The 20,451-nt window shown below is 64.3% G+C and carries 22 protein-coding genes; 12 read left to right on the top strand and 10 right to left on the bottom strand.

Annotated elements, in window-relative coordinates; translation table 11 throughout:
* Window positions 1–97: 97 nt before the first annotated feature.
* Window positions 98–706: a TetR/AcrR family transcriptional regulator gene (locus B0G57_RS26395; protein WP_026229848.1), complete on the top strand. Its 609-nt coding sequence runs from the start codon at window positions 98–100 to the stop codon at window positions 704–706.
* Window positions 707–811: 105 nt separating this feature from the next.
* Here the strand turns inward: B0G57_RS26395 and B0G57_RS26400 are convergent, their stop codons facing one another.
* The 6 genes from B0G57_RS26400 to B0G57_RS26425 all read right to left on the bottom strand — a co-directional run bounded on the left by B0G57_RS26400 (window position 812) and on the right by B0G57_RS26425 (window position 6,570).
* Window positions 812–1,039 carry a DUF2795 domain-containing protein gene (locus B0G57_RS26400; protein ID WP_018441678.1) on the bottom strand — a complete coding sequence of 76 codons (228 nt, stop codon included), beginning with the start codon at window positions 1,037–1,039 and terminating at the stop codon, window positions 812–814.
* A gap of 49 nt (window positions 1,040–1,088) precedes the next feature.
* Window positions 1,089–1,352 (bottom strand): hypothetical protein, encoded by a 264-nt coding sequence (locus B0G57_RS26405; protein ID WP_083925672.1) that lies wholly within the window; start codon window positions 1,350–1,352, stop codon window positions 1,089–1,091.
* 98 nt (window positions 1,353–1,450) lie between these two features.
* Entirely contained in the window at window positions 1,451–2,788 is a 1,338-nt protein-coding gene (locus tag B0G57_RS26410) for a C45 family autoproteolytic acyltransferase/hydolase (protein ID WP_018441680.1), read from the bottom strand.
* A 163-nt stretch (window positions 2,789–2,951) separates the two neighbouring features.
* Complete coding sequence (locus B0G57_RS26415) at window positions 2,952–4,685, bottom strand: ClcB-like voltage-gated chloride channel protein (RefSeq protein ID WP_020566303.1); 1,734 nt, start codon at window positions 4,683–4,685, stop codon at window positions 2,952–2,954.
* A 50-nt stretch (window positions 4,686–4,735) separates the two neighbouring features.
* Window positions 4,736–5,476 (bottom strand): glutathione S-transferase, encoded by a 741-nt coding sequence (locus B0G57_RS26420; protein ID WP_018441682.1) that lies wholly within the window; start codon window positions 5,474–5,476, stop codon window positions 4,736–4,738.
* Window positions 5,477–5,496: 20 nt separating this feature from the next.
* Window positions 5,497–6,570, bottom strand: coding sequence for a YeiH family protein (locus B0G57_RS26425; protein WP_026229849.1), 1,074 nt, complete (start codon window positions 6,568–6,570; stop codon window positions 5,497–5,499).
* Between the two features lie 125 nt (window positions 6,571–6,695).
* Here B0G57_RS26425 and B0G57_RS26430 point away from each other — a divergent pair, with 125 nt between their 5' ends.
* From B0G57_RS26430 to B0G57_RS26460, 7 genes are all read left to right on the top strand, one after another.
* Entirely contained in the window at window positions 6,696–7,673 is a 978-nt protein-coding gene (locus B0G57_RS26430) for a LysR substrate-binding domain-containing protein (RefSeq protein WP_018441684.1), read from the top strand.
* A gap of 195 nt (window positions 7,674–7,868) precedes the next feature.
* Entirely contained in the window at window positions 7,869–8,633 is a 765-nt protein-coding gene (locus tag B0G57_RS26435; RefSeq protein WP_018441685.1) for a sugar phosphate isomerase/epimerase family protein, read from the top strand.
* A 160-nt stretch (window positions 8,634–8,793) separates the two neighbouring features.
* Window positions 8,794–9,774, top strand: coding sequence for a sugar kinase (locus tag B0G57_RS26440; protein ID WP_018441686.1), 981 nt, complete (start codon window positions 8,794–8,796; stop codon window positions 9,772–9,774).
* A gap of 237 nt (window positions 9,775–10,011) precedes the next feature.
* Window positions 10,012–11,259, top strand: coding sequence for an MFS transporter (locus B0G57_RS26445; protein WP_223258743.1), 1,248 nt, complete (start codon window positions 10,012–10,014; stop codon window positions 11,257–11,259).
* Window positions 11,260–11,263: 4 nt separating this feature from the next.
* Window positions 11,264–12,253 carry a 2-hydroxyacid dehydrogenase gene (locus B0G57_RS26450; RefSeq protein ID WP_020566304.1) on the top strand — a complete coding sequence of 330 codons (990 nt, stop codon included), beginning with the start codon at window positions 11,264–11,266 and terminating at the stop codon, window positions 12,251–12,253.
* Window positions 12,254–12,581: 328 nt separating this feature from the next.
* Window positions 12,582–13,655 (top strand): LacI family DNA-binding transcriptional regulator, encoded by a 1,074-nt coding sequence (locus tag B0G57_RS26455; RefSeq protein WP_018441689.1) that lies wholly within the window; start codon window positions 12,582–12,584, stop codon window positions 13,653–13,655.
* A 140-nt stretch (window positions 13,656–13,795) separates the two neighbouring features.
* Entirely contained in the window at window positions 13,796–14,161 is a 366-nt protein-coding gene (locus B0G57_RS26460) for a DUF3022 domain-containing protein (RefSeq protein ID WP_018441690.1), read from the top strand.
* A gap of 79 nt (window positions 14,162–14,240) precedes the next feature.
* Here the strand turns inward: B0G57_RS26460 and B0G57_RS26465 are convergent, their stop codons facing one another.
* Window positions 14,241–14,675 carry a PGDYG domain-containing protein gene (locus B0G57_RS26465; RefSeq protein ID WP_018441691.1) on the bottom strand — a complete coding sequence of 145 codons (435 nt, stop codon included), beginning with the start codon at window positions 14,673–14,675 and terminating at the stop codon, window positions 14,241–14,243.
* Window positions 14,672–15,136, bottom strand: a complete 465-nt coding sequence (locus B0G57_RS26470) for a Spy/CpxP family protein refolding chaperone (RefSeq protein WP_018441692.1) — start codon at window positions 15,134–15,136, stop codon at window positions 14,672–14,674. The genes B0G57_RS26465 and B0G57_RS26470 overlap by 4 nt, the downstream gene beginning before the upstream one ends.
* Window positions 15,137–15,315: 179 nt before the next feature.
* Here B0G57_RS26470 and B0G57_RS26475 point away from each other — a divergent pair, with 179 nt between their 5' ends.
* Window positions 15,316–15,780, top strand: a complete 465-nt coding sequence (locus B0G57_RS26475) for an Lrp/AsnC family transcriptional regulator (RefSeq protein ID WP_018441693.1) — start codon at window positions 15,316–15,318, stop codon at window positions 15,778–15,780.
* Window positions 15,781–16,001: 221 nt separating this feature from the next.
* Window positions 16,002–17,105 carry a saccharopine dehydrogenase family protein gene (locus B0G57_RS26480; RefSeq protein WP_018441694.1) on the top strand — a complete coding sequence of 368 codons (1,104 nt, stop codon included), beginning with the start codon at window positions 16,002–16,004 and terminating at the stop codon, window positions 17,103–17,105.
* A 23-nt stretch (window positions 17,106–17,128) separates the two neighbouring features.
* Here the strand turns inward: B0G57_RS26480 and B0G57_RS26485 are convergent, their stop codons facing one another.
* Window positions 17,129–17,716 carry an AAA family ATPase gene (locus tag B0G57_RS26485; protein WP_018441695.1) on the bottom strand — a complete coding sequence of 196 codons (588 nt, stop codon included), beginning with the start codon at window positions 17,714–17,716 and terminating at the stop codon, window positions 17,129–17,131.
* 65 nt (window positions 17,717–17,781) lie between these two features.
* On the opposite strand from B0G57_RS26485, the gene B0G57_RS26490 reads away from it, so the two are divergent.
* The gene (locus tag B0G57_RS26490) at window positions 17,782–18,327 is read left to right on the top strand and encodes a cupin domain-containing protein (RefSeq protein WP_018441696.1); all 546 of its coding nucleotides are present in this window, start codon (window positions 17,782–17,784) and stop codon (window positions 18,325–18,327) included.
* Between the two features lie 68 nt (window positions 18,328–18,395).
* Here B0G57_RS26490 and B0G57_RS26495 read toward each other — a convergent pair whose 3' ends face one another.
* Window positions 18,396–18,722: a YciI-like protein gene (locus B0G57_RS26495; RefSeq protein WP_018441697.1), complete on the bottom strand. Its 327-nt coding sequence runs from the start codon at window positions 18,720–18,722 to the stop codon at window positions 18,396–18,398.
* Window positions 18,723–18,904: 182 nt separating this feature from the next.
* Between B0G57_RS26495 and B0G57_RS26500 the strand changes: the two genes are divergently transcribed.
* A complete protein-coding gene (locus B0G57_RS26500) occupies window positions 18,905–19,984 on the top strand; it encodes a glycosyltransferase family 4 protein (protein ID WP_018441698.1) in 1,080 nt (359 codons plus the stop codon).
* Window positions 19,985–20,451 lie beyond the last annotated feature (467 nt).

Here is a 20,451-nt window from a genome sequence, read left to right on the forward strand (position 1 = left end):
GGAGTCGTCGTCTCATATTTACGGGTGCATTCTAATACATAGTTGTATTTGAGTGCAAAGATGAATGTCAGCGCGCCGCGATGCTAAAATTTTCGACATGAAGCGAAAACGCCTGACACGCGAAGAGAGCCGGGACCAGACGCGCGAGCGTCTGCTCGAGGCCGCGCGTGCGATGTTCATGAAGAAGGGGTTCGTCGCCACGAGCGTGGAGGACATCGCCGAGACCGCCGGCTACACGCGCGGTGCGTTCTACTCGAACTTCGACAGCAAATCGGAACTGCTGATCGAGCTCTTGCGGCGCGAGCGCGACGACCTGCAGGCAAGCTTTCAGTCGATCATGGAAGAGGGCGGCACGCGCCAGCAGATGGAAGCGCGCGCCGTCGAGTACTACAGCCAGCTGCCACTCGAAGACGATTTCTTCCCGCTCTGGGTCGAGGCAAAGCTGTTGGCGAGCCGCGACGCGCGATTCCGAGTGCGGTTCAATGCTTTCAGAAATGAAAAACTCGAGTGGGTCGCGGCCTACATCAAATCGTTCTCGGAGCGCGCCGGCACGCCCCTGCCGCTGCCGCCGGAGACACTGGCACTCGGGCTCGTGAGCCTCTGTGAAGGCATGCAATTCTTTCGGATGACCGATCCGCAGACGGTGACCGACGAAGTCAGTAAAACGGTGCTTGCGGGGTTCTTCGCTCGCTTGCTGTTGACCTGACTGAAACGCCGGCGGGGCGGTTTCGCCGAGAGCAATGTGATGCGATGCGGCTCGCTGCCGGAATGAACGGGCTCGAGCGGAGTCAGAGAGCTAGTGCGTGCACGACTAGAACACCCCCGGCCCATAATTGCTGCCGATCAGCCGCGTGACCGAATCGACGTTCGCGTAATCCTGTTCGGGCAGTCCATCGAAAATCGAAATGAGCTCGTTGCTCGCGCCGGCAGCGCGCGCCACTTCGACGATCTCATCCTTGTTGGCCGGATATCGGACGGCATGCAGCACGTCCGCGATCTGCAAATCGATGGGTTCTTCGGGGATTGCCGATGTCGTCATGGGTATCTTTTCTCCGTCGACCGTTCAATTCCGTTGCGCGCTTCGAACTTCAAGTCCGTGACTGTCGCTCGTGCGGCGCGAAGTGGCTGGCCAGACTGTGGGATTTCGGGAGTTTGATGCGCGCCCAGTGTTGTTTCGCGAAGTTGGCGTCCGCGGCGACGTCGGGCGCGGGCGGAGCGACGGGCGCGGCATCTGCGCGCGCCGCCGCGATTGCGGCGCGCGCGGTGAGACTGTCGAGCGCCGTGGTTTGTATCGGTGCCGCGAAGCACGATGCCGAAAGCAAGGCCATACTCGTCACTGTCGAGACTTTCATGCTCGACCTCCTTCTCGATACGGCATGTCGCTGATTGACTCTGTCAGCGGTCGGCCAACAAGCAGCATGCCTCGTGCCAAGGACAGTTGTGAGCCCCCTTAACGCAGCACTTCGAAGCGCGTCCACGGCCAGGATGGCCGGTCGCGCATGTATCCGTTGAGCCAGTTCCATTGCGGATGGCGCTTCATAAACGCCTGCGCGTCGAACGGCCTGCCGCAAGGATGTCCCCACCGCGCCCAGAAGGCGAGCTCGCGCGCCATCTTGCTGTCGACGACCTTACCGTCGTTGGCGCCCCAGGGGTTGAACGGCCCTTGGTCGGAGCCGCCGAAGCGCGCATCGTCGAGCTCCAGATGCCCGCAGATGGTGCGCGAGCATGGGTTGTCGCCGCGGTCGAGATAGACATCGTGGTGATCGGCGATCATCTGCTTTGCGAGTTCGATGTCGATCTTGCCATGGTGCTGGTCGGCGAGCTGCATGAAGCGCAGCCTCCGCGCGCCGTTCTTGCGGACGTCGGTGTAGTCCTCTCCTTCTCCGATGCACTCCTGGTTGCGGATTTTCAGGTCCGTTGCGGTGTTGTAGCCGCTGTAAAACCCGTCTTTCGTGCTCTCGAATCCCGAATAGTGAAGGCCGAGCTCGTAACGCGCGATTTCGCCCGTCTTCAGATCGCCGAGGAGCCAGCTGTTCGCATAGCCGCCGTTGTTCGCCACGGCAAACATCTCGCACCATTCGCCGATCGAATTCGCGTACTGCGTGGCGCGCCGCGAGCGATAGAACTCCGGCGCCCCGGCCGGGTTGTAGCCGGCGAAATTCGAGATCGTCGTCTCCGTGACCATGAGACCGGCCGACGTGATCCAGAAGTCGGTCAGGCTCGAGATGCACCCGGGCAGACCCTGCATGATGATTCGATGGCCCGAATCCGGAACGATGTCGAAGACGACGTTGAACGCGTCGCCTGCCGCATAGCGGTCCCATGAGTTGTGCGCCATGACGATGCCGCCGTCGCGCGTGGCGCTGCCCGTCGCGATGAACGCGCTGCAATGATGGCCGCGGCGCCCGCGCCATGGCTTCATGCCGAGTCGAGGCTCGCGCGCCGCGACTTTCGTCGGCCACCAGCTTTGCAGCAAGTCCATGTAGCCGTTCCAGGCGAGCACCTCGGCGAACGGCAGCTTCGCGCCCGCCGCGATGCCCTGGATCTCGTCTCTGAACTCGGTGTCGAGCCGCGGCCCGAACTGCTCGAGCGCCGCCGCCGTGAACGTCTCGAAGTCCTCGCCCGTATCCCAGCGCGCGAGATATTTCGCAGTCCGAATGGCATTCTGGATCTCGGTTGCGAGCAGTTGCCCGTGTTGCTCGCCGCGGTCGTACGGCTCACCTTCGATGTGGACGAAAATCCAGCCGGCATGGTCGCGCCGCACGGCATCGAGGGACGGTTCGCTCATCTTCGCTCCGAATCGACGAATCGGCCGCTAAGCGCTCGTCAGGCTTCGTTTTGCGCGGAACCTGCGCATTTTTGCGGTCGTTACTTCATTGTAGAAAAAACGCCGCGCTTTCGCATCCGATGGGGTGAGGAAGGAGTGGGACTTGCCAATCTCGGCGCCGCGACTACGGCGTCGGATTCATCCGACGGTAGGCGTCGAGCAGGGCGGTCTTGTAGACGGCGCCCATCAGTTTCGGCGCATCGATGCTGGCGACGACGGGCAAGCGTTCGCCCCGGAATGCGAGGAAGTGCTGCAAGGCCACGCTGATCGGCATGTCCGGCGTAAGAATCGCGAACTCGGGCTGCAGATAGTCGGCCGCCGTGCAAGACGACGTGTCGCGCTTTTCCAGCAGGTCCGACGTGATGTCCTTGAGCGCCACCACGCCGCGAAAGCAGCCGTCGTCGTCGGTCACATACAGGTACTTTACCGGGTACTCGAGGAAGATCCGCGTCATTTCCTGCACGCTCGCCGTCAGCGGGACGATCGTCTCGGCCGGCCTGATCAGCTCGCGCATCTGAGTCGCACGCAGTCGCATGCGCTCTTCCTCGTCGGCGTGCCGCCGCAGCGTGATCTCGTACATCGACGTTTTGCCCATGGCGCGCGCCACGAAGTACGCGACCACGCATGAGAGCATCAGCGGCAACACGACCTGATAACTGAGCGTCATCTCGAAGATCATCAGGATTGCCATGAGCGGCGCCTGCGTCGCGCCGGCGAGGAACGCGCCCATGCCGACCATCGCATAGGCGAAGGCACCCGAGGTGCCGTGCGGCCAGATCGAATGCGCGGCAAGCCCGAAGAGGGAGCCGAGCGTCGCTCCGACGAACAGCGTCGGCGTGAACACCCCGCCGACGGCACCCGAGCCGACCGTGGCGGCCGTCGCGACGATCTTGCAGATCAAGACGGCGACGAGCGACACCCAGGTCCACGGCGAATGGAGTATCGAGTTGACGACGCTGTAGCCGTTGCCCCAGACGTCCGGTACCCAGACCGAGATGATGCCGACGATGAGGCCGCCCGCGGCGAGCCGCACCGGCAACGGAACGGGCAGACGCCTGAAGCTCGCCCGCGAAAAGTCGATCAGACGCAGGAACTGCGGCGCCGCGGCGCCGCACAGGAATCCCAGCGCGACGAAGAGGAGCACTTCCACTCCCGCGATCGCCGGAAACTCGGGCATCTCGTACGGCGGCTTGTAGCCGGCGAATTCGCGCATCGTGATATTGGCGACGACGGACGCCACGACGACGGGGCCGAAGCTCTCCATCGCGATAGAGCCGAGCACGATTTCGGTGACGAAGAACGCACCGGCGATCGGCGCGCTGTAGGCCGATGTGATGCCGGCCGCGGCGCCGCAGGCGACGAGCAGGCGCAACCGATCAGGGTCGAAATGCACGAGTCGGCCGATGGCTGAGCCGGCAAGCGCGGCAAGCTGGACCATCGGGCCCTCACGGCCGATCGAGCCGCCGAAGCCGATCGTGAAGAGCGAGGAGACGCTGCGCCAGAGGCTTTGCCAGATGGGAACCACGCCGTCGCCAATCGCGATCGCTTCCATGTAGTCGGTGTTCGCGCGCTTATCGGCGTGGCGCGCGGCCAAGAGGAGGAAGCACCCGGCGATGAGGCCGCCGATGGCCGGCAGAAAGATGCGCGTGGTCCACGGCAGCGCGCGCGCCATCTCGACGAAGCTACCCGATCGGCCGGTGAAAACCCATTGAAAGAAGTCGATGCAGCGGCGGAACGCGGCCGTCGCGAACGCGCCCAGCACGCCTGTGACGACGGCCCAAAGCAGCATCGTGTGCGCCTCGGAGAGGCTGAACAACGCTTGGGCGCGGGTACGCAGGCGAAGCAGGAATGAGAGCACGGCGGCCTTGGCTGAGATCGGTCGAGCGCAAGAATAGCATCGAGCCGCGCTCAGTCCGACCCCGGGCTACGATCGAGCTCCGGATAGTGCCGGAATATCCCCGTTTCGTTGAGCGGGATGCGCCGCTCCGACGCGAGGTAGGCGGCGATGTTCGGCCGCGCGGCCACGGCGTCGCGCAGCGCCGCAAGCCTGCGGTAACGCTGGCGGAAGCGCTTCGTCGCGCGCGGAAACGCGTAATGGAGACCTTCGATGAGCTGGAACATCGAGAGGTCGGCATAGGTCAGCGAATCGCCGACCAGGTGGGCGTCGCCCTTCGGGTTCTGCTTCAGCACGCGCTCGAAATAGCCCATGAACTTCGGCATGCGGTGATCGATGAAGTCGGTCGCGCGCGCTTTGGCCGCTTCCTTTTGGTCCTCGTAGTAAAGCCCGCTGCCGATCGGATGATGCGTGTCGTGCACTTCCGTCACCACATCGGCGATGGTCAACTGCAGGCCGTGCACCACGTAGCGCAGGTCGTCTCGCGGGGCGAGTCCGAGCTTCTCTCCGAGGTAAAAGAGAATATTCGCGCTCTGCGGGATGATGAGGTCGCCATCTCTCAGGAACGGCGGCGCAAAGGGGGGGTGGGGCTCGTCCTTGCTGTCCATCAGCGCCAGCATCGCACCCTCGCCAAGCCCATCCTCGGGACGCCCGCGGGCCACCTCGACATACGGGGCGCGCGCTTCTTCGAGCGCGAGCCGCACGAACTCGCCTCGGCCTTGCAGCCCATCCCAGTAGTACAACTCGTACGCCATCGCTTGCCCTCCTCGATTGGTCAGCCCAGCACGCGCTCGACCCCCCACGTGATCGCAAGGCCGCCTACCGCGAGCCAGACGTAAAGAATGAACCCTGTCGCCAGCGCGCGCGGGCCGGCCTTGCGCACTTGCGAGAGCTGCGTCTCGATGCCGAGCGCCGTCATCGCCATCGTCAACGCGAACGTATCGAGCGCGTTGACGGCCTGCGTCGCGGCGCTCGGCAGCACATGCAGCGAGTTCGCGATGACGCAGGCGAGAAACCCGAGCGCGAACCAGGGAACGGTTACCTTGCGGGGCGCCCGCGCATTCCCCGTGCCACGGGCCGCCGTCCGCGCGAGCCACACGCCGAGCACGAGCAGGACCGGCACGAGCAGCATCACGCGCGTCATCTTGACGATCGTCGCGACGTGCGTCGCCTCCGAGCTCACGTTGCTCGCCGCGCCCACGACTTGGGCGACTTCGTGAATCGTACCGCCGAAAAAGAGCCCGATGCCGGCGGTGTCAAGGTGGAGCCAGCCCGCGCGATACGCGAGCGGGTAGACGAACATCGACAGCGTGCCGAACAGGACGACGCTCCCCACCGCGACGGCACTCTTTTCGGGCTTCGAGTTCAGCGTCGATTCGAACGCGAGCACGGCCGCGGCCCCGCAAATCGCGCTGCCGGCGGCCGTGAGAATGGCCGTGTCGCGATCGAGCTTGAGCAGCTTGGTGCCGACCCAGATGCCGATCGCGAGCGTGCTGACGACGACGAGCAGCGAGACGGTCAGCCCCGGGAGACCGACCTGGGCGATCTCCTGCAGGCTCACGCGCAAGCCGAAGAACGCGACGGCGATGCGCAGGAGCCGCCGCGCCGAGAAGTTGACGCCGGCGGCCCAGTGGGCGGGCATGCCCGCGCGCAGCGTATTGCCGTACACCGCACCCGCGACGATCCCGACGATGAGCGGGCTCACGCCGAGGCCGGCGATGACCGGCATGGCGGCAAGCCGCGTGACCGCCGCGGCGAAAAGGGCGACGAAAAGTATGCCGTTGAGCGGGCCGTGCGCGGCGGCTGCGCTGTGCGCATGCGCGGCCGGGTGCATCGATGGTGTGGACATGGGTGGCCTCAAAGCGAAAGCGTGTTTCCAGGACTGCGATGGTCCTTATCCTAAATCGCTCATATCGTTATGAAAAATCGTCATTTGCGAAGTAAGATATTGGTATAGCCGATAGTTCGAAGCCTATGACAGCCGATCAGCTTATAACTTTCGCCGCGGTAGCCGAGCACCTGAACATCAGCCGGGCCGCAACGGCGCTACATTTGTCGCAACCGGCCGTCTCCGGCCAGTTGCGGCTGCTGCAAGACGAATTCGGCGAGCCGCTTTATCGGCGCGACGGCCGTGGAATACGGCTGACGCCAAGCGGCCGACAACTTGCCGAATACGCGCTGCGCCTGCGCGATACGCACAGGCAGGCGCTGGCCTACCGGGACGCGCTGCGCGGTTTTGCACATGGCACGCTGCGAGTCGGCGCGAGCACGACGCCCGCGAGCTACCTGTTGCCTTACCTCATCGCGGCATTCCAGCAGCGTTTCCCAAACGTCTCGGTCGAGACGTTCAGCGGCAACACGAGCGAAATCGTCGGCTCGCTCGACAGTCTCGACATTGGGATGATCGAGGGGCCCGTCGGAGCGGACTTGCCGCACGGCACGGGCGTTCATGCGTGGCACGAAGACGAAATCGTCGCCATCGTCCGCAGCGGTCACCCGCTTGCGATCCATGCCGACGGTCAGGGCAAGAGCAAGAGCGCCACGATCGCCGAGGTCGGCGCCTATCCCATTGTGCTGCGCGAGGAGGGCTCCGGCGTGCGGCAGGACGTCGAGCAAGCGTTCGAGGAGGCCGGCGTCGCAATGCATGTGGCACTTGCCGTGGCGGGCGTCGAAGGGGTCAAGGAGGCCGTGCGCGCCGGCATGGGCGTCGGGTTCGTCTCCGAAATGACGATGCGGCACGAGGACAGCGCGCTGCTGCGGTTGTCGCTCGCGCCTCGGCCGCTTACCCGGCGCTTCTCGATTCTCGTACCGCACGAGGGCGCGCCGTCGCGCGCGGCGGCGTCCTTTCTCGAACTTTGTCTGGCTCAGATGGCCGAGACAGGAAAGACAGCGAATGGGCGAGCGACTGCGCAGAACCGGCCTTCAAGCCGGGGGCCTGGCTCGACACCCTGAAGGGCGGGTTTCGAACCGAAGCTGGTTTTACGATGACGCTAGGGCTTTCCACTATGGCGACAATCGGCCCTCCGGAGGCATCATCCACTGCACCGAGCATCGTCGCTCGGTTTTTTGCAGATTGATTTGGAACCGGTTCCAACTGATTGTCGTTCCAACGACTGGCGCCAACCGGAGAAGTGGAGAATTTTTGAAATGGCCGACATCGTCATAGTCGCCAGTGCGTTCGGCATCGAGGCCGTTCGCCGTTCGGGCCATCGCACATGGCTGAAGGTTGCGGCCGATGCCGGCGCAGCCGGCTTCGAAGTACGCCGCGAACTGATTGCCGGCGAAAGCGACGCGTCGCTCGACGCGCTCGCGCGGCTCGGTGCCGAGATCGGGGAACTCGGGCTTTGGACCGTTTATTCGACGCCGGCCACGCTTTACGACGAACGCGGCGTATTCGACGCCGACGCGCTCACGTCGGCTCAGGCCGAGGCCGATGCGCTCGGCGCCCGCTTCGTCAAGATGCAGCTCGGCGCGTTCGCGAGCTATGCTGATGCGGTGAACATCAGCCGAGCGACGGCGGGCGGTCGCGCGCGCATCGTCGTCGAGAATGGGCAGCGTGCCGCGGACGGATCGCTGGCGAGGTTCGTCGCTTTCTTCGCCGCGCTGGATCAGGAGGGGGCGGGACAGGCTGTCGGAATGACGTTCGATATCGGCAACTGGCATTGGACGGGCGAGCTGCCTCTCGCGGCGGCTCGCGTGCTCGCGCCGCGCGTCGAGTATATCCATTGCAAGGGCGTTGCCGGCAGCGGCATGCGCCGCTTCGCCACGGCGCCGTCCGCGGACGATCCGTTCATCGCCGCGCTCTTTGCCGTGCTGCCGCGCGACGTCCCGCGCGGCATCGAATTTCCGCTCGATCAGAGCGATCTTGCCGACGACGCGAAGCGGCGCGTCGCCTGGCTTACCGCTGCATGACGCGAGCAACTGTCCGGAACAGTCTTCAGGCCGGTTTGGCTGAACACTTTTGGAAGGGGCTTGCACCCCTCGCAAAGAGTCGCCGAAACCCAGGCATTCAGCCGGGGTGCCGGCTCGGACGCCCTGAAGGGCGGGGTTTAAAACCGAGGCTAGTTTTACGATGAAACAACCCAACGACCCTCATGCTGTTGGACTGGACGTCCTGACCTACGGCGAAGCGATGACGCTTTTCGTCGCCGACGATCCGGGGCCGCTCGCGCAGGTGAACCGGTTCACGAAACGCATTGCCGGCGCGGACCTGAACGTAGCGATCGGGCTCGCGCGTCTCTGCTTCAAGGTCGGCTGGATGAGCCGCGTGGGGAACGATTCTTTCGGCCGCTATGTGCTCGACACGCTTGCGAAGGAGCATATCGACGCGCAGCGCGTAACGGTCGACGAGCGGTACCCGACGGGCTTTCAGCTCAAGTCGAAAGAGATCGGCGGGCTGGACCCGAGCATCGAATACTTTCGAAGAGGCTCGGCCGCGAGCCATCTGTCGATCGACGACTACTCGGCCGACTACGCGCTCGCCGCGCGCCATCTGCATCTGACTGGCGTCGCGCCGGCGATTTCCGCTTCGTCGCACGACCTCGCCTTTCACCTGGCGCGCGAAATGCGCGCCGCAGGCAAGACGATTTCGTTCGATCCGAATCTGCGGCCGACGCTATGGCCGTCGCGCGAGGCCATGGTGGCTTCGCTGAACAGCCTGGCCGCGTTGGCCGATTGGGTTCTGCCGGGCATCGGGGAGGGCGCGATTCTGACGGGATTCGACACCCCGGAAGAGATCGCCCGCTTCTACCTCGATGCGGGGGCCCGCGGCGTGGTGGTCAAGCTGGGCGCGCGCGGAGCCTACTTCCGCACGGCCGACGGCTCGGGCTACGTGGCCGCGCAACCGGTGGCGCAGGTGGTCGATACGGTCGGCGCGGGCGATGGATTTGCCGTCGGTGTCGTCAGCGCGCTGCTCGAGGGCCGCGGGCTGGCCGACGCCGTCGTTCGCGGCAATCGCATCGGTGCGCTGGCGGTGCAGGTCATCGGCGATTCGGAGGGTTTTCCGACGCGGGCCGAGCTCGACCGCATCGAGCAGACAGCCACGCCCGCCTGAGGATTGAAGGCGGCTCATTGATGAACTGCACGAAATCATTCGGCGGCCGCCACGAACGGCCGCTAAACGACGAGAACGGCCGGCTGCCCGGCAAGGCGAGCCCGCGCCGCCGTTCCCAAACAGGAGACAGGCATGAACCATCCCCAATCTCGAGCGCATCCGCATCACTCCGATACTTCCACCGGCAACCTTGCGCCGGCGACAGCGACACTTGCGCCGCGCCGCTGGTGGGCGATCATGCCGGTCGTCTTCATCACGTACAGCCTCGCTTACCTGGACCGGGCGAACTTCGGCTTCGCCTCGGCCGCCGGCATCAGCCACGATCTCGGCATCAGCGCCGCGCTTTCTTCGCTGATCGGCGCGCTTTTCTTTCTCGGCTACTTTTTCTTTCAGATTCCCGGCGCCGTCTACGCGGAGCGCCGCAGCGTACGCAAGCTGGTCTTCGTCAGCCTTTTGCTATGGGGCGCTTGCGCCGCGCTGACGGGCGTCGTTTCCAACATTCCTTCGCTCATCGCGATCCGCTTCCTGCTCGGCGTCGTGGAGGCGGCGGTCTTCCCGTCGATGTTGATCCTGCTCAGCAATTGGTTCACTAAGGCCGAGCGATCGCGCGCCAATACGTTCCTGATACTCGGCAATCCTGTGACCGTGCTCTGGATGTCCGTCGTCTCGGGCTACCTCGTGCACGCTTTCGGGTGGCGCGAGATGTTCATCGCCGAAGGGTTGCCGGCCGTCGTCTGGGCCTTCTGCTGGTGGAGTCTCGTCAAGGATAAGCCGCACGATGCGAACTGGCTCGCCGCTGACGAAAAGCGCGATCTCGAAGCCGCGCTCGCGGCCGAGCAGGCCACCATCAAGCCGGTGCGCAACTACGCGGAAGCATTTCGCTCGCCGGCCGTGGTCAAGCTCTGCGCGCAGTATTTCTGCTGGAGCATTGGCGTATATGGCTTCGTTCTCTGGCTGCCGTCCATCCTCAAGCACGGCTCGACGCTCGGCATGGTAGCGACAGGGTGGCTCTCCGCGCTGCCGTACCTCTGCGCGACGATCGCGATGCTCGGCGCGTCGTGGGCGTCAGACAAGCTCCGCGCGCGCAAGGTGTTCGTCTGGCCGTTTCTGCTCATTGGCGCGGTGGCCTTTGCGGCGTCGTTCATGCTGGGCACGACGCACTTCTGGCTATCCTATGCGCTGCTGGTCGTGGCGGGCGCCGCGATGTACGCGCCGTATGGACCGTTCTTCGCGATCGTGCCGGAGCTGTTGCCGAGGAACGTGGCGGGTGGCGCAATGGCGCTCATCAACAGCATGGGCGCGCTGGGATCGTTCGTCGGTTCCTACGTGGTCGGCTACCTCAACGGCGCGACCGGCTCGCCTGCCGCCTCCTATGCCTTTATGAGCGCCGCGCTCCTGGGCGCCGTCTTGTTGACGCTTGCGGTGAAGGCGCAACCCGATCGTCCGCAAGCGCTCGCCGCGCATGCTCACGCACCTGGAAAGTGAATCCATGCAACCTCGAATCGTCGTCTATAAATCGCTGCCCGCAGACGTGCTCGCCTATCTGCGCGAGCACACGCACGTCGATACCGTCTATCCGGAGCAGTTCGATTCGCGCGAGGCGTTTGTCGCCGCGCTCGCCGAATCGCTCACGCAGGCCGATGGTGCGATCGGCGCGAGCGTGAAGATCCCGCCTTCCATGCTCGAGTCCGCGAAGCGGTTGCGTGTGCTGTCGACGGTTTCAGTCGGCATCGACAATTTCGACGTGCCGGACTTGACGAGGCGCGGCATCGTGCTCACGCACACGCCCGACGTATTGACCGAATCGACGGCCGACACGGTGTTCGCGCTGATTCTCGCGACGGCCCGGCGCGTCGTCGAGTTGGCCGACTGGGTGAAGGCGGGGCATTGGAAGGGCAGCATCGGCGAGGCGCAATATGGCGTCGAGGTGCAGGGCAAGACCCTCGGCATCGTCGGCCTTGGCCGCATCGGCGGCGCCCTCGCGCGGCGGGCCGCGCTCGGCTTCAACATGCGCGTGCTCTACACGAATCGCAGCCGGAACGAGGCGGCCGAGCGCGCATACGGCGCGCGTCGTGTCGAGCTCGCGCGCTTGCTCGGTGAGTCGGACTTCGTCTGCCTGCAGGTGCCGCTCACCGACGAGACGCGTCATCTGATCGGCGCCCGCGAGCTGCGCTCGATGAAAAGGAGCGCAATTCTCATCAACGCGTCACGCGGAGCGACCGTCGACGAGGCGGCCATCATCGCGGCGCTGTCCGACGGCACGATCGCCGGCGCCGGCCTCGACGTCTTCGAGGAGGAGCCATTGCCCGTCGATTCGCCGTTGCTGCGAATGAAGAACGTCGTGGCGCTGCCGCACATCGGCTCGGCCACGCACGAAACGCGGCATGCGATGGCGCGCTGCGCGGCTGAAAACCTCGTCGATGCGCTCGCAAACCGGCTTTCGCGCAACGTAGCGAACCCAGACGTCCTGAAGTCCTGACGAACTTGCGTTTCGGCCTCCGTTCGCGCCGGTACAATCAGCCGCGCTCGATGCCGCGATTCGGAGGCGCAACTCATGCGCGCCACCGGGCTCCCTGTCAGTTCAGATAGGTGTTAGAAGGCTTGCACGAGTGGTGCGGCGAGCGACGCTGCGCTATCATCGCGCCACCGTACAAGTTGGGAAGCGCGCCGCGGGCGCGCTTTTTTCAATTGCTCCTGCTTGTCTTGGGCTCACTTTCGACTTTTCCCACGAGGAGATTTGCGTTGGCTCAAGCATTTCGCAAAGCATGCAGAAAACCTGGAGACATCGTGAAACGGGGGGCTCGGTCATGAATATCGGACAACCGGGCGCGCCGCGTCGCGCCACCATCAGCGACGTCGCCCGTGAGGCGGGTACCGGCAAGACGAGCGTGTCGCGCTATCTGAACGGCGAGACGAATGTGTTGTCGTCGGACCTGCGCGCGCGAATCGAGGCGGCCATCCAGCGCCTCGACTATCGGCCGAACCAAATGGCGCGCGGCTTGAAGCGCGGACGCAACCGGCTCGTCGGCATGCTCGTCGCCGACCTGACGAATCCGTACACGGTCGAAGTGCTGCGCGGCGTCGAAGCGGCGTGCCACGCGCTCGGGCTCATGCCGCTCGTTTGCAATGCGGCGAACGAGCTCGAGATGGAGCGCCGCTATCTGCAGCTCATGACGACGTACCGCGTCGAGGGCGTGATCGTCAACGCGCTCGGCGTGGAGGAGGAGGCGCTGCGGCGGCTCGGCGAGGGCGGCACGCCGGCTGTCCTCGTCGATCGCAAGGTCGACGGGCTCGAGGCCGACATGGTCGGGCTCGACAATACCGCTGCCGTGCAGCTCGGGATGCGGCATCTGATCGAAAGGGGCTTCGAAGATATTCTCTTCGTCGTCCAGCCGTTCGAGCAGGTCAGCTCGCGGCGTCTGCGCGAAATGGCATTCCGTCACGCACTCGACGATGCGCGCCGGTCAAGGGCGCAAGCGGCGCCGCCGCTCGAAGGCCGGACGGTCGTGCTCGATCTTGCGGACGCCGACGCGCTTGCGCGCGCGTACGCCGATCTCGACGCCTATCTGGACGCGAAACGGGCGGCAGGCGCGAGACGTGTCGCATGCTTCGCGGCGAACGGCCCCGTCGCGCTGTCGCTCGCGCTGCATTTGCATGCGCGATTGGGTGCGAACTGGCAGGCGCGCGTTGCCTTGATGGCAATCGACGATCCCGAATGGGCCGAGTTGATCGGCATCACGGCGATCCGTCAACCGACGTATGCGATTGGCTACCGGGCCGTCGAGTTTCTGCACGAGCGCATCGAGGGTGCGAATGCGCCGCTCAGCGAAGCGTGCCTGCCTGGCGAACTCGTGGCTCGGGCGTCGACGAGCGCCGCATAGCGCAGCAAGCGTAAGCGCTATCCGGTATCACGGCATCGATCGGTCAGGGGCCTGATGTCGGCTGGCCTGCCGCACGCTTAGCGGCAGGCGGGCCGGCCGGAAAGAGAAGAGAAGAGAAGAGAAGAGAAGAGAAGACGACGATGGAGCCGTACCGATATGAATTCGCCGACGCCGATTTGGAAGCGCTCGCGCGCGTCATCAGCGATCTCTTTCCAGAACAGACACTATTCGTGCAACGCGCGGCGGACGACGGTTCCCCGGAACTCGCGGTGCAGTGGGTGGCGATGCGCTTCGGCGCCACTGCGCGCCGCATCACATTGACCGTGCGCTTCGCCCGGTCCGCGTTTGCCCGCTATCTGGCGCAGCCGCCCAGGGTACGGGGCCGCAGCTTCGCGGTGCTGCGTGCGTATGTGGAGGCCGCGCTCGGTTCGCTGGAAGAGCAATATGCGAACGGTGACGCGGTGCCGCGCGAGATCGACGTCGACCTCGCCGACGAGTTCGCCTGAGAGCCCGGCTTGGCAAAAGCGCAGCAAGCGGCGCCGTTCGCGCGGTCCGCTTCGCTGCCACCGTAGAGCAATTCGACGCTCAGTCCGCCGGGCGATAGACAGCTGCGAATCGCCGCGCCTGGACGACACCGTAGTCGCCGGGCGCATACTGCATGAGCCAGTCGCCGGCCTCGCCGTGAAGCACGTCGCCCATCGCGGAACGCGCAATCGAAAACGGCCCGTCCATGCGCTTGGCGAGCACGACGTTGGGCCGATTGCGATAGGGGCCGGCCTCGCCATGCGGCAGACTCGTGACGGCCGGCACGTACTTCGCGTCGAAACGATCGCGCGCGACGACCCATCGGGCGCCGCCCGTGCCGGTCACGAGCGCATCGCCCGGCGAGTAGCGATTCGGGCCTTCGAGGCTCATCAATTCGCCGTGGTTTATCGCAAATTCGACCGCCACAGTCTCGTCTTTGACGTAGCGGGCCGCCGCCGGGTCAGTGCGCAGGTCGACGTCTTTCAGTTCGATCATTTTTGCGATTTCGCGTGGGCGCCACGGTGCTCGCGCGGGCCCATCCGCTCGCGGAATGTGTCGTCAGCGAGCTTCTTTTGCTCCGGCGTGAAACTGTTGTAGAGCGGCTGGAATGCGGCAAGAATCTTCTTGATGCCGTCGGCGTGCGCCTGGGTCAGATTCGCGTAGTCCTGCATATTGTCGATGGCCGACTGCGTGGACGCGTTCTTGATGCGCTGCTCGTAGAGCTGACCCATCGTTTCGCCGTCGTCGCGCATCGCGTCGGCGAACGTCTTCCATTGATCTTCCTGCGCAGGCGTGATCTTGAGCTGCTTGTGCAGATAGCTGATTCGGTCCTCGATCCGCGCTTCGTGTTTCGCGGCAGGAGAGGCGGGCGTCGGTGCCGCGGCCGGAGCCGAAGCCTGCGCGAAGACGCCGTTCGCCGCAAATGCGCATGCCAGAATGACGAGTGTTTTTTTCATCTTCAAAGAACTCCTGTCGTGTGGAAGAAAGCCGGGCGCGGGCGCCGGGCTCGACCAGGCGAGTCCTGCTCCGGGACGCGCGAGGCGTGCCGGCACTATTTGTACCACCAATGCGTGACGACCCGTTAGCATTGAGATACGCGCTTACAAATGAAACCTGACCGTATTCTTTTTTGCTCATGAGACCGCCGCGCCTCGATCAACTGGACGAACTCGACCGTAACCTCATCGCGCTACTGCAAGCCAATGCGCGCGAAAGCGTCGCCAATCTCGCGCGCCGGCTCGGCGTCGCTCGCACGACGGTGCTGGCGCGTCTTGAGCGCCTCGAACGAAACCAGGTGATCGCCGGTTATGGCGTGCGTCTCGGCCAGGACGTCCTCGATGCGAGTATCAATGCGTACGTCGGCATCATCCTCGCCCCGAAATACGGTCCCGACGTACAAAAACGGCTCGGCAAGATGCCTGAGGTTCAACTGCTTTGCGCAGTAAGCGGCGAGTTCGACTATGTTGCCTGGCTGCGTGCCGATTCTCCCGAGCGGCTCAACGAGCTGCTGGACCAGATCGGCGGCCTGGAGGGCGTCGAGCGAACCACCACCTCGATCATCCTCGCGCGCAAGATCGATCGCGGCACGATTGCCGGGTGAAGCGGCCAAGTCGGTGTCGTTTTGACGAAACGACACTTCTTCTCGTCATTTCGACGAAACCCGCGCGTCTTAACGTCGATCTCTACCTTTTTTCCGTTTCGGTGCCTCTCTAGACTGTTTTCGACGTCGGCGCGCGCCTTATTTCCCATCTTTGTCTCCATCTTCATCGCGAGGAGAAGGCGCATCAACCGACTCTGACAACGGAAAAAAAGGAGAACCGCATGAAAGTAGCCGTCGCTGGAGCCGGGCTGATCGGCCATACCATCGCCCATATGCTGCGTGATACGGGCGACTACGAGGTCGTCGCCTTCGACCGCGATGCGCATGCGCTCGAAAAGCTTGCGAGTCAGGGCATCGCGACGGAGCGGGTCGACTCGGCCGACGCGAACGCGGTCAAGGCAGCGTTGAAAGGCTTCGACGCGCTCGTCAACGCCTTGCCATATTACCTCGCCGTCAACGTGGCAGCGGCCGCGAGCGGCGCGGGTGTGCACTACTTCGATCTGACGGAGGACGTGCGGGCGACGCAGGCCATCCGTAGCCTGGCCGAGGGCGCCTCGCGCGCGTTCATGCCGCAATGCGGCCTCGCGCCGGGCTTCATCGGCATCGCGGCTCACGAGCTCGCGAATCGCTTTTCGCACGTGCGCGAAGTGAAGATGCGCGTCGGCGCGCTGCCGGCATTTCCGACGAACGCCTTGAAGTACAACCTGACTTGGAGCGTCGACGGGCTCATCAACGAGTACTGCCAACCTTGCGAGGCGATTCGTGATTCGCACAGGCTATGGGTTCAGCCGCTCGAGGGGCTCGAGCATTTCTCGCTCGACGGCATCGAGTACGAAGCATTCAATACGTCTGGCGGCCTCGGAACGCTATGCGAAACGTTGGCGGAGCGCGTCGAGACGCTCGATTACAAGTCCGTCCGTTATCCGGGCCATCGCGATCTGATGCAATTCCTGCTCGAGGATCTGCGTCTCGCGAGCGACCGCGACACATTGAAGTCGATCCTGCGCCGCGCCGTGCCGTCGACGACGCAGGACGTGGTGTTGATTTTCGTGACCGTGACCGGGATGCGCGACGGTCTCCTCGTGCAGGACGTCTTTACGCGCAAGGTGTTTGCCAAGACCGTTTGCGGCATGCCGATGAGCGCGATTCAAATCACGACGGCGGGCGCCATGTGCGCCGTGCTCGATCTGTTTCGCGAGGGCAGGTTGCCGCAAAGCGGCTTTGTGCGGCAGGAGCAGGTATCGCTCCGCGATTTTCTCGCGAATCGATTCGGTCAGCTTTACGAAGGGGCGGTGCTCGACGCGCAAGCGGCCACGATGGTCTGAACTTCATCCGATAGCCACCGCGCTCACAACGGATCGCTCACGATGGCCCGCAGCAGGGCGTCGAAGTCGTCCGCGGTCGGCGCGGTATTGTCGAACATCAACAGCCCCTCGCGCGCGGCGCCCGTTGGTACGAAACGCCGCTGCCGATATTCGTCCCAATGCGCGAGCTTGTACGCATCGTTCGGGTTGTCGCGCGCAACGATGCGCGCGTGCGCCGTCTCTTCCGACGTGTACACCCAGACGATGCGGATGACGACGTCGTCGGCCACGCCGAGCCATGCTCGGTCGAAGAGCCGGCGATCGCGCACTTCGCGAGAAAGCGGGCCGACGATGACGACGCTGATGCCGAGCTGCAGATTCTCCCGTGCGGTATCGATGAGGCCGCGGTACTCGGGCTCGCGCAAATGCTGCAGATAGAGCGGACTGTCGCGATCGTTCGGGTCTCCGGTCAGCGCCCCCATCGCGGCTGCGCTGTAGTGGCCGTAGAGCGTGTCCTTGTCGAGCAGACAAAACGCTTCGCCTGTCGCCCGCATGAGGGGGCCGATCAGGCGCTTGCCGACCGTCGTCTTGCCCGTGCCGGCATGGCCGCAGAAAAAAACGAGGTGCGTCACGAACCGTTGTCCCTGGAGCTTCGCTAAACTTCGAACGATTCAAAGTCGATCCCAGGATACCGCATATGCCCAGAGCCAACGAACTCGTCGAGCGTCTCGGCTTGATACCGCATCCGGAAGGCGGTTATTACCGCGAGACGCATCGCGATTCGGCTCGCGTCGCGCGTCTGGCGCCCGGCGATGGTCTCACGGCTGCGGCTGCGCGCGCTGCGTCGACCGCCATCTACTACCTGCTTTGCGATGGCGCCTATTCGGCTTGGCATCGGATCGATGCGGACGAGGTCTGGCACTTCTATGGGGGTGGCCCGCTCGATATTCATATGCTCGACGAGGCCGGCCAATTGTCGACCTGTCGGCTAGGCGATGCGCTCGCGTATGCGGAAGCTCAATTTCAGGTGGTCGTGCCTGCCGGCTATTGGTTTGCGGCCGAATGCGCCGCCGCGCCGGCGGGCGACGAACCATTCGCCCTCGTCGGCTGTACCGTCGCGCCGGGCTTCGAGTTTTCCGCGTTCGAGCTCGCCGATATCCCGGCGCTCATTACGCGCTACCCAGCGCATGCGACGTTGCTGAGTCGCCTTGCGCCGCGAGGGCCGACCACGTCGACGTCGTAAGACGATTCGTGTTCCGGTCGGGGGGCGGACGCCCCTCAACGGCAACACGCGATCGGCCGTCGAGGCTTCTACTCCTGTGCCTCCATCCCTCCCGTGGTCTGCCTGATCGGCGTGGCCGCGCGCTCGCCAACGACGGTGGTCCACGGCCTGACCTTCCAACTGGTTACGATGCCCGCCGCGACGTACGGATCGTTGCGGGCGAAGTCTTCGACGATCGCCGGATCGTCGCATTGAAAGAGAAGGATCGCGCCGTCGACAGGGTCCGCGAGCGCTCCGCCCAGCAGCAATTCACCGCGATCGGCGGCTAGCCACCCGTGGGCCAGATGCTGAGCGCGAAACTGAGAGCGACGCTCGAGATAGTCGGGTGCTGTTTCATAAAACAACAGGTAGTGCATGTCAGTTGCTCCGGAATGTGCCAATGGGAACCCAATTGCGATATTAGCAGCGGGCAGGCCAGCGTCTAGGAAGATAGTGACGTGTCGCTGAGCGGCGGGCATAGACCGTGCTTCCGATGAGGGAGGCATGCGAGCGCAGCCCCGCATGGACAGCGCTCCGCCGAGCGAGCAGGAGACAGAAGATGCGCATTGCACAAGTCGCCCCGTTATACGAAGCGATCCCGCCGCACGCCTACGGCGCGACCGAGCGCGTCATCCACTATCTGACGGAGCAGCTCGTTCGGCTCGGACATCACGTCACGCTTTTCGCGACGGCCGATTCATCGACCTCTGCCGAGCTGGTTCCACTCTGTCCTCGAGGTCTTTGGCGCGACGCCAACGTCTGGGATACGCTGACGCATCACGTGCGCGAACTCGAAGCAGTGGCGCAACGCGCGGCGCGTTTCGACGTGATCCATTTTCATGGCGACCCGTTGCATTTTCCGCTCGCGCGCCGGCTCAACTGCGCGCACGTCACGACGATGCATGGTCAGTTGCTGCCCGTCGATCACGGTCCGCTTTTTCGAGAGTTTTCGGAAGCGCCGCTCATCTCCATTTCGGACGATCAGCGCCGGCCCGTGCCGGAGGCGAACTGGCAGGCGACGATTCATCACGGGCTCAGGCCTGATGCGCTCGCACTCAACGAATCGCCGGACGACTACTTGTTGTTTCTCGGGCGGCTGATGCCGCAAAAACGGCCGGACCTCGCGATCGAAATAGCGCGTCGCGCGCGCTTACCGTTGAAGATGGCCACTAAGGTTCATCCGGGAGAAACAGGCTACTTCCGCGAGCAGATCTTGCCGCTGCTCGAAGCAAGCGAGCATTTCGTCGATTACCTCGGTGAGGTGGGCGGGACGCAACGGATCGAACTCCTCGCCAATGCGCGCGCCTTGTTGTTTCCCGTGCAGTGGCCCGAGCCGTTCGGAATGGTGATCATCGAGGCGATGGCCTCCGGAACGCCGACGATCGCATTCCGGTGCGGCGCGATACCTGAGATCGTCGAGGACGGCGTGACGGGTTTCATTGTCGACGATGTCGATGGCGCCGTGCGGGCGATCGATCGGATCGACGAATTGAGCCGTGTTCGTTGCCGCGAGCGGTTCGAATCTCGCTTCACATCCGCGCGCATGGCCGCGGACTATCTTTCGGTCTACGAACGATTGCTGGCGCCGCGCGCCGCGAACGATCAGATTCGCGAGCTGCCGCGGCGCCGTCATCGATGACGGGCAGTGATCTCTATTCCTCGGCACATGTGGCTGAACGCCGCGGCTGCCGTGCGCCGCCGTCGAGCAGCGGCCATGAGGGGGGCGCGCGATGCGACAGCGGGGATTATCGGGGATTGCCCGCACATCGCACGCTAGTAAGTTCTGGGTAAGAGAGGCGCGGTAGTTTGGCGCATATGCCGTCGCACCAGCGCTCGCAGCCGTTGCCGCAGACTAACGCGGAGCAAAGGCAATGGTGGGTAGTCGGGGCGAGCCCTATTCGGCAACGTGCATCGTGAAATACTGGAGGAGACACAAGTGAGCACCATCGAGTCGGTTTTGCGGGAAGGCCGCGTCTTCGAACCGTCCGCCGAGACGGTTGCCAACGCCGCCATTCCTGGCATGGACGCCTACCGCGCGCTCGTCGCGCAAGCGGAGCGCGATTACGAGGGATTCTGGGCGAAGCTCGCGCGCGAGACGCTGACGTG

It is taken from the genome of Trinickia symbiotica (assembly GCF_002934455.1).
Lineage (GTDB): Bacteria > Pseudomonadota > Gammaproteobacteria > Burkholderiales > Burkholderiaceae > Trinickia > Trinickia symbiotica.

What these genes read in the sequence shown, in the direction of transcription:
- B0G57_RS26395 (WP_026229848.1), top strand. Translation starts at nt 98, where the DNA reads ATGAAGCGAAAACGCCTGACACGCGAAGAGAGCCGGGACCAGACGCGC.
- B0G57_RS26400 (WP_018441678.1), bottom strand. Translation starts at nt 1,039, where the DNA reads ATGACGACATCGGCAATCCCCGAAGAACCCATCGATTTGCAGATCGCG.
- B0G57_RS26405 (WP_083925672.1), bottom strand. Translation starts at nt 1,352, where the DNA reads ATGAAAGTCTCGACAGTGACGAGTATGGCCTTGCTTTCGGCATCGTGC.
- B0G57_RS26410 (WP_018441680.1), bottom strand. Translation starts at nt 2,788, where the DNA reads ATGAGCGAACCGTCCCTCGATGCCGTGCGGCGCGACCATGCCGGCTGG.
- B0G57_RS26420 (WP_018441682.1), bottom strand. Translation starts at nt 5,476, where the DNA reads ATGGCGTACGAGTTGTACTACTGGGATGGGCTGCAAGGCCGAGGCGAG.
- B0G57_RS26425 (WP_026229849.1), bottom strand. Translation starts at nt 6,570, where the DNA reads ATGTCCACACCATCGATGCACCCGGCCGCGCATGCGCACAGCGCAGCC.
- B0G57_RS26430 (WP_018441684.1), top strand. Translation starts at nt 6,696, where the DNA reads ATGACAGCCGATCAGCTTATAACTTTCGCCGCGGTAGCCGAGCACCTG.
- B0G57_RS26435 (WP_018441685.1), top strand. Translation starts at nt 7,869, where the DNA reads ATGGCCGACATCGTCATAGTCGCCAGTGCGTTCGGCATCGAGGCCGTT.
- B0G57_RS26440 (WP_018441686.1), top strand. Translation starts at nt 8,794, where the DNA reads ATGAAACAACCCAACGACCCTCATGCTGTTGGACTGGACGTCCTGACC.
- B0G57_RS26445 (WP_223258743.1), top strand. Translation starts at nt 10,012, where the DNA reads ATGCCGGTCGTCTTCATCACGTACAGCCTCGCTTACCTGGACCGGGCG.
- B0G57_RS26450 (WP_020566304.1), top strand. Translation starts at nt 11,264, where the DNA reads ATGCAACCTCGAATCGTCGTCTATAAATCGCTGCCCGCAGACGTGCTC.
- B0G57_RS26455 (WP_018441689.1), top strand. Translation starts at nt 12,582, where the DNA reads ATGAATATCGGACAACCGGGCGCGCCGCGTCGCGCCACCATCAGCGAC.
- B0G57_RS26460 (WP_018441690.1), top strand. Translation starts at nt 13,796, where the DNA reads ATGGAGCCGTACCGATATGAATTCGCCGACGCCGATTTGGAAGCGCTC.
- B0G57_RS26465 (WP_018441691.1), bottom strand. Translation starts at nt 14,675, where the DNA reads ATGATCGAACTGAAAGACGTCGACCTGCGCACTGACCCGGCGGCGGCC.
- B0G57_RS26470 (WP_018441692.1), bottom strand. Translation starts at nt 15,136, where the DNA reads ATGAAAAAAACACTCGTCATTCTGGCATGCGCATTTGCGGCGAACGGC.
- B0G57_RS26475 (WP_018441693.1), top strand. Translation starts at nt 15,316, where the DNA reads ATGAGACCGCCGCGCCTCGATCAACTGGACGAACTCGACCGTAACCTC.
- B0G57_RS26480 (WP_018441694.1), top strand. Translation starts at nt 16,002, where the DNA reads ATGAAAGTAGCCGTCGCTGGAGCCGGGCTGATCGGCCATACCATCGCC.
- B0G57_RS26490 (WP_018441696.1), top strand. Translation starts at nt 17,782, where the DNA reads ATGCCCAGAGCCAACGAACTCGTCGAGCGTCTCGGCTTGATACCGCAT.
- B0G57_RS26495 (WP_018441697.1), bottom strand. Translation starts at nt 18,722, where the DNA reads ATGCACTACCTGTTGTTTTATGAAACAGCACCCGACTATCTCGAGCGT.
- B0G57_RS26500 (WP_018441698.1), top strand. Translation starts at nt 18,905, where the DNA reads ATGCGCATTGCACAAGTCGCCCCGTTATACGAAGCGATCCCGCCGCAC.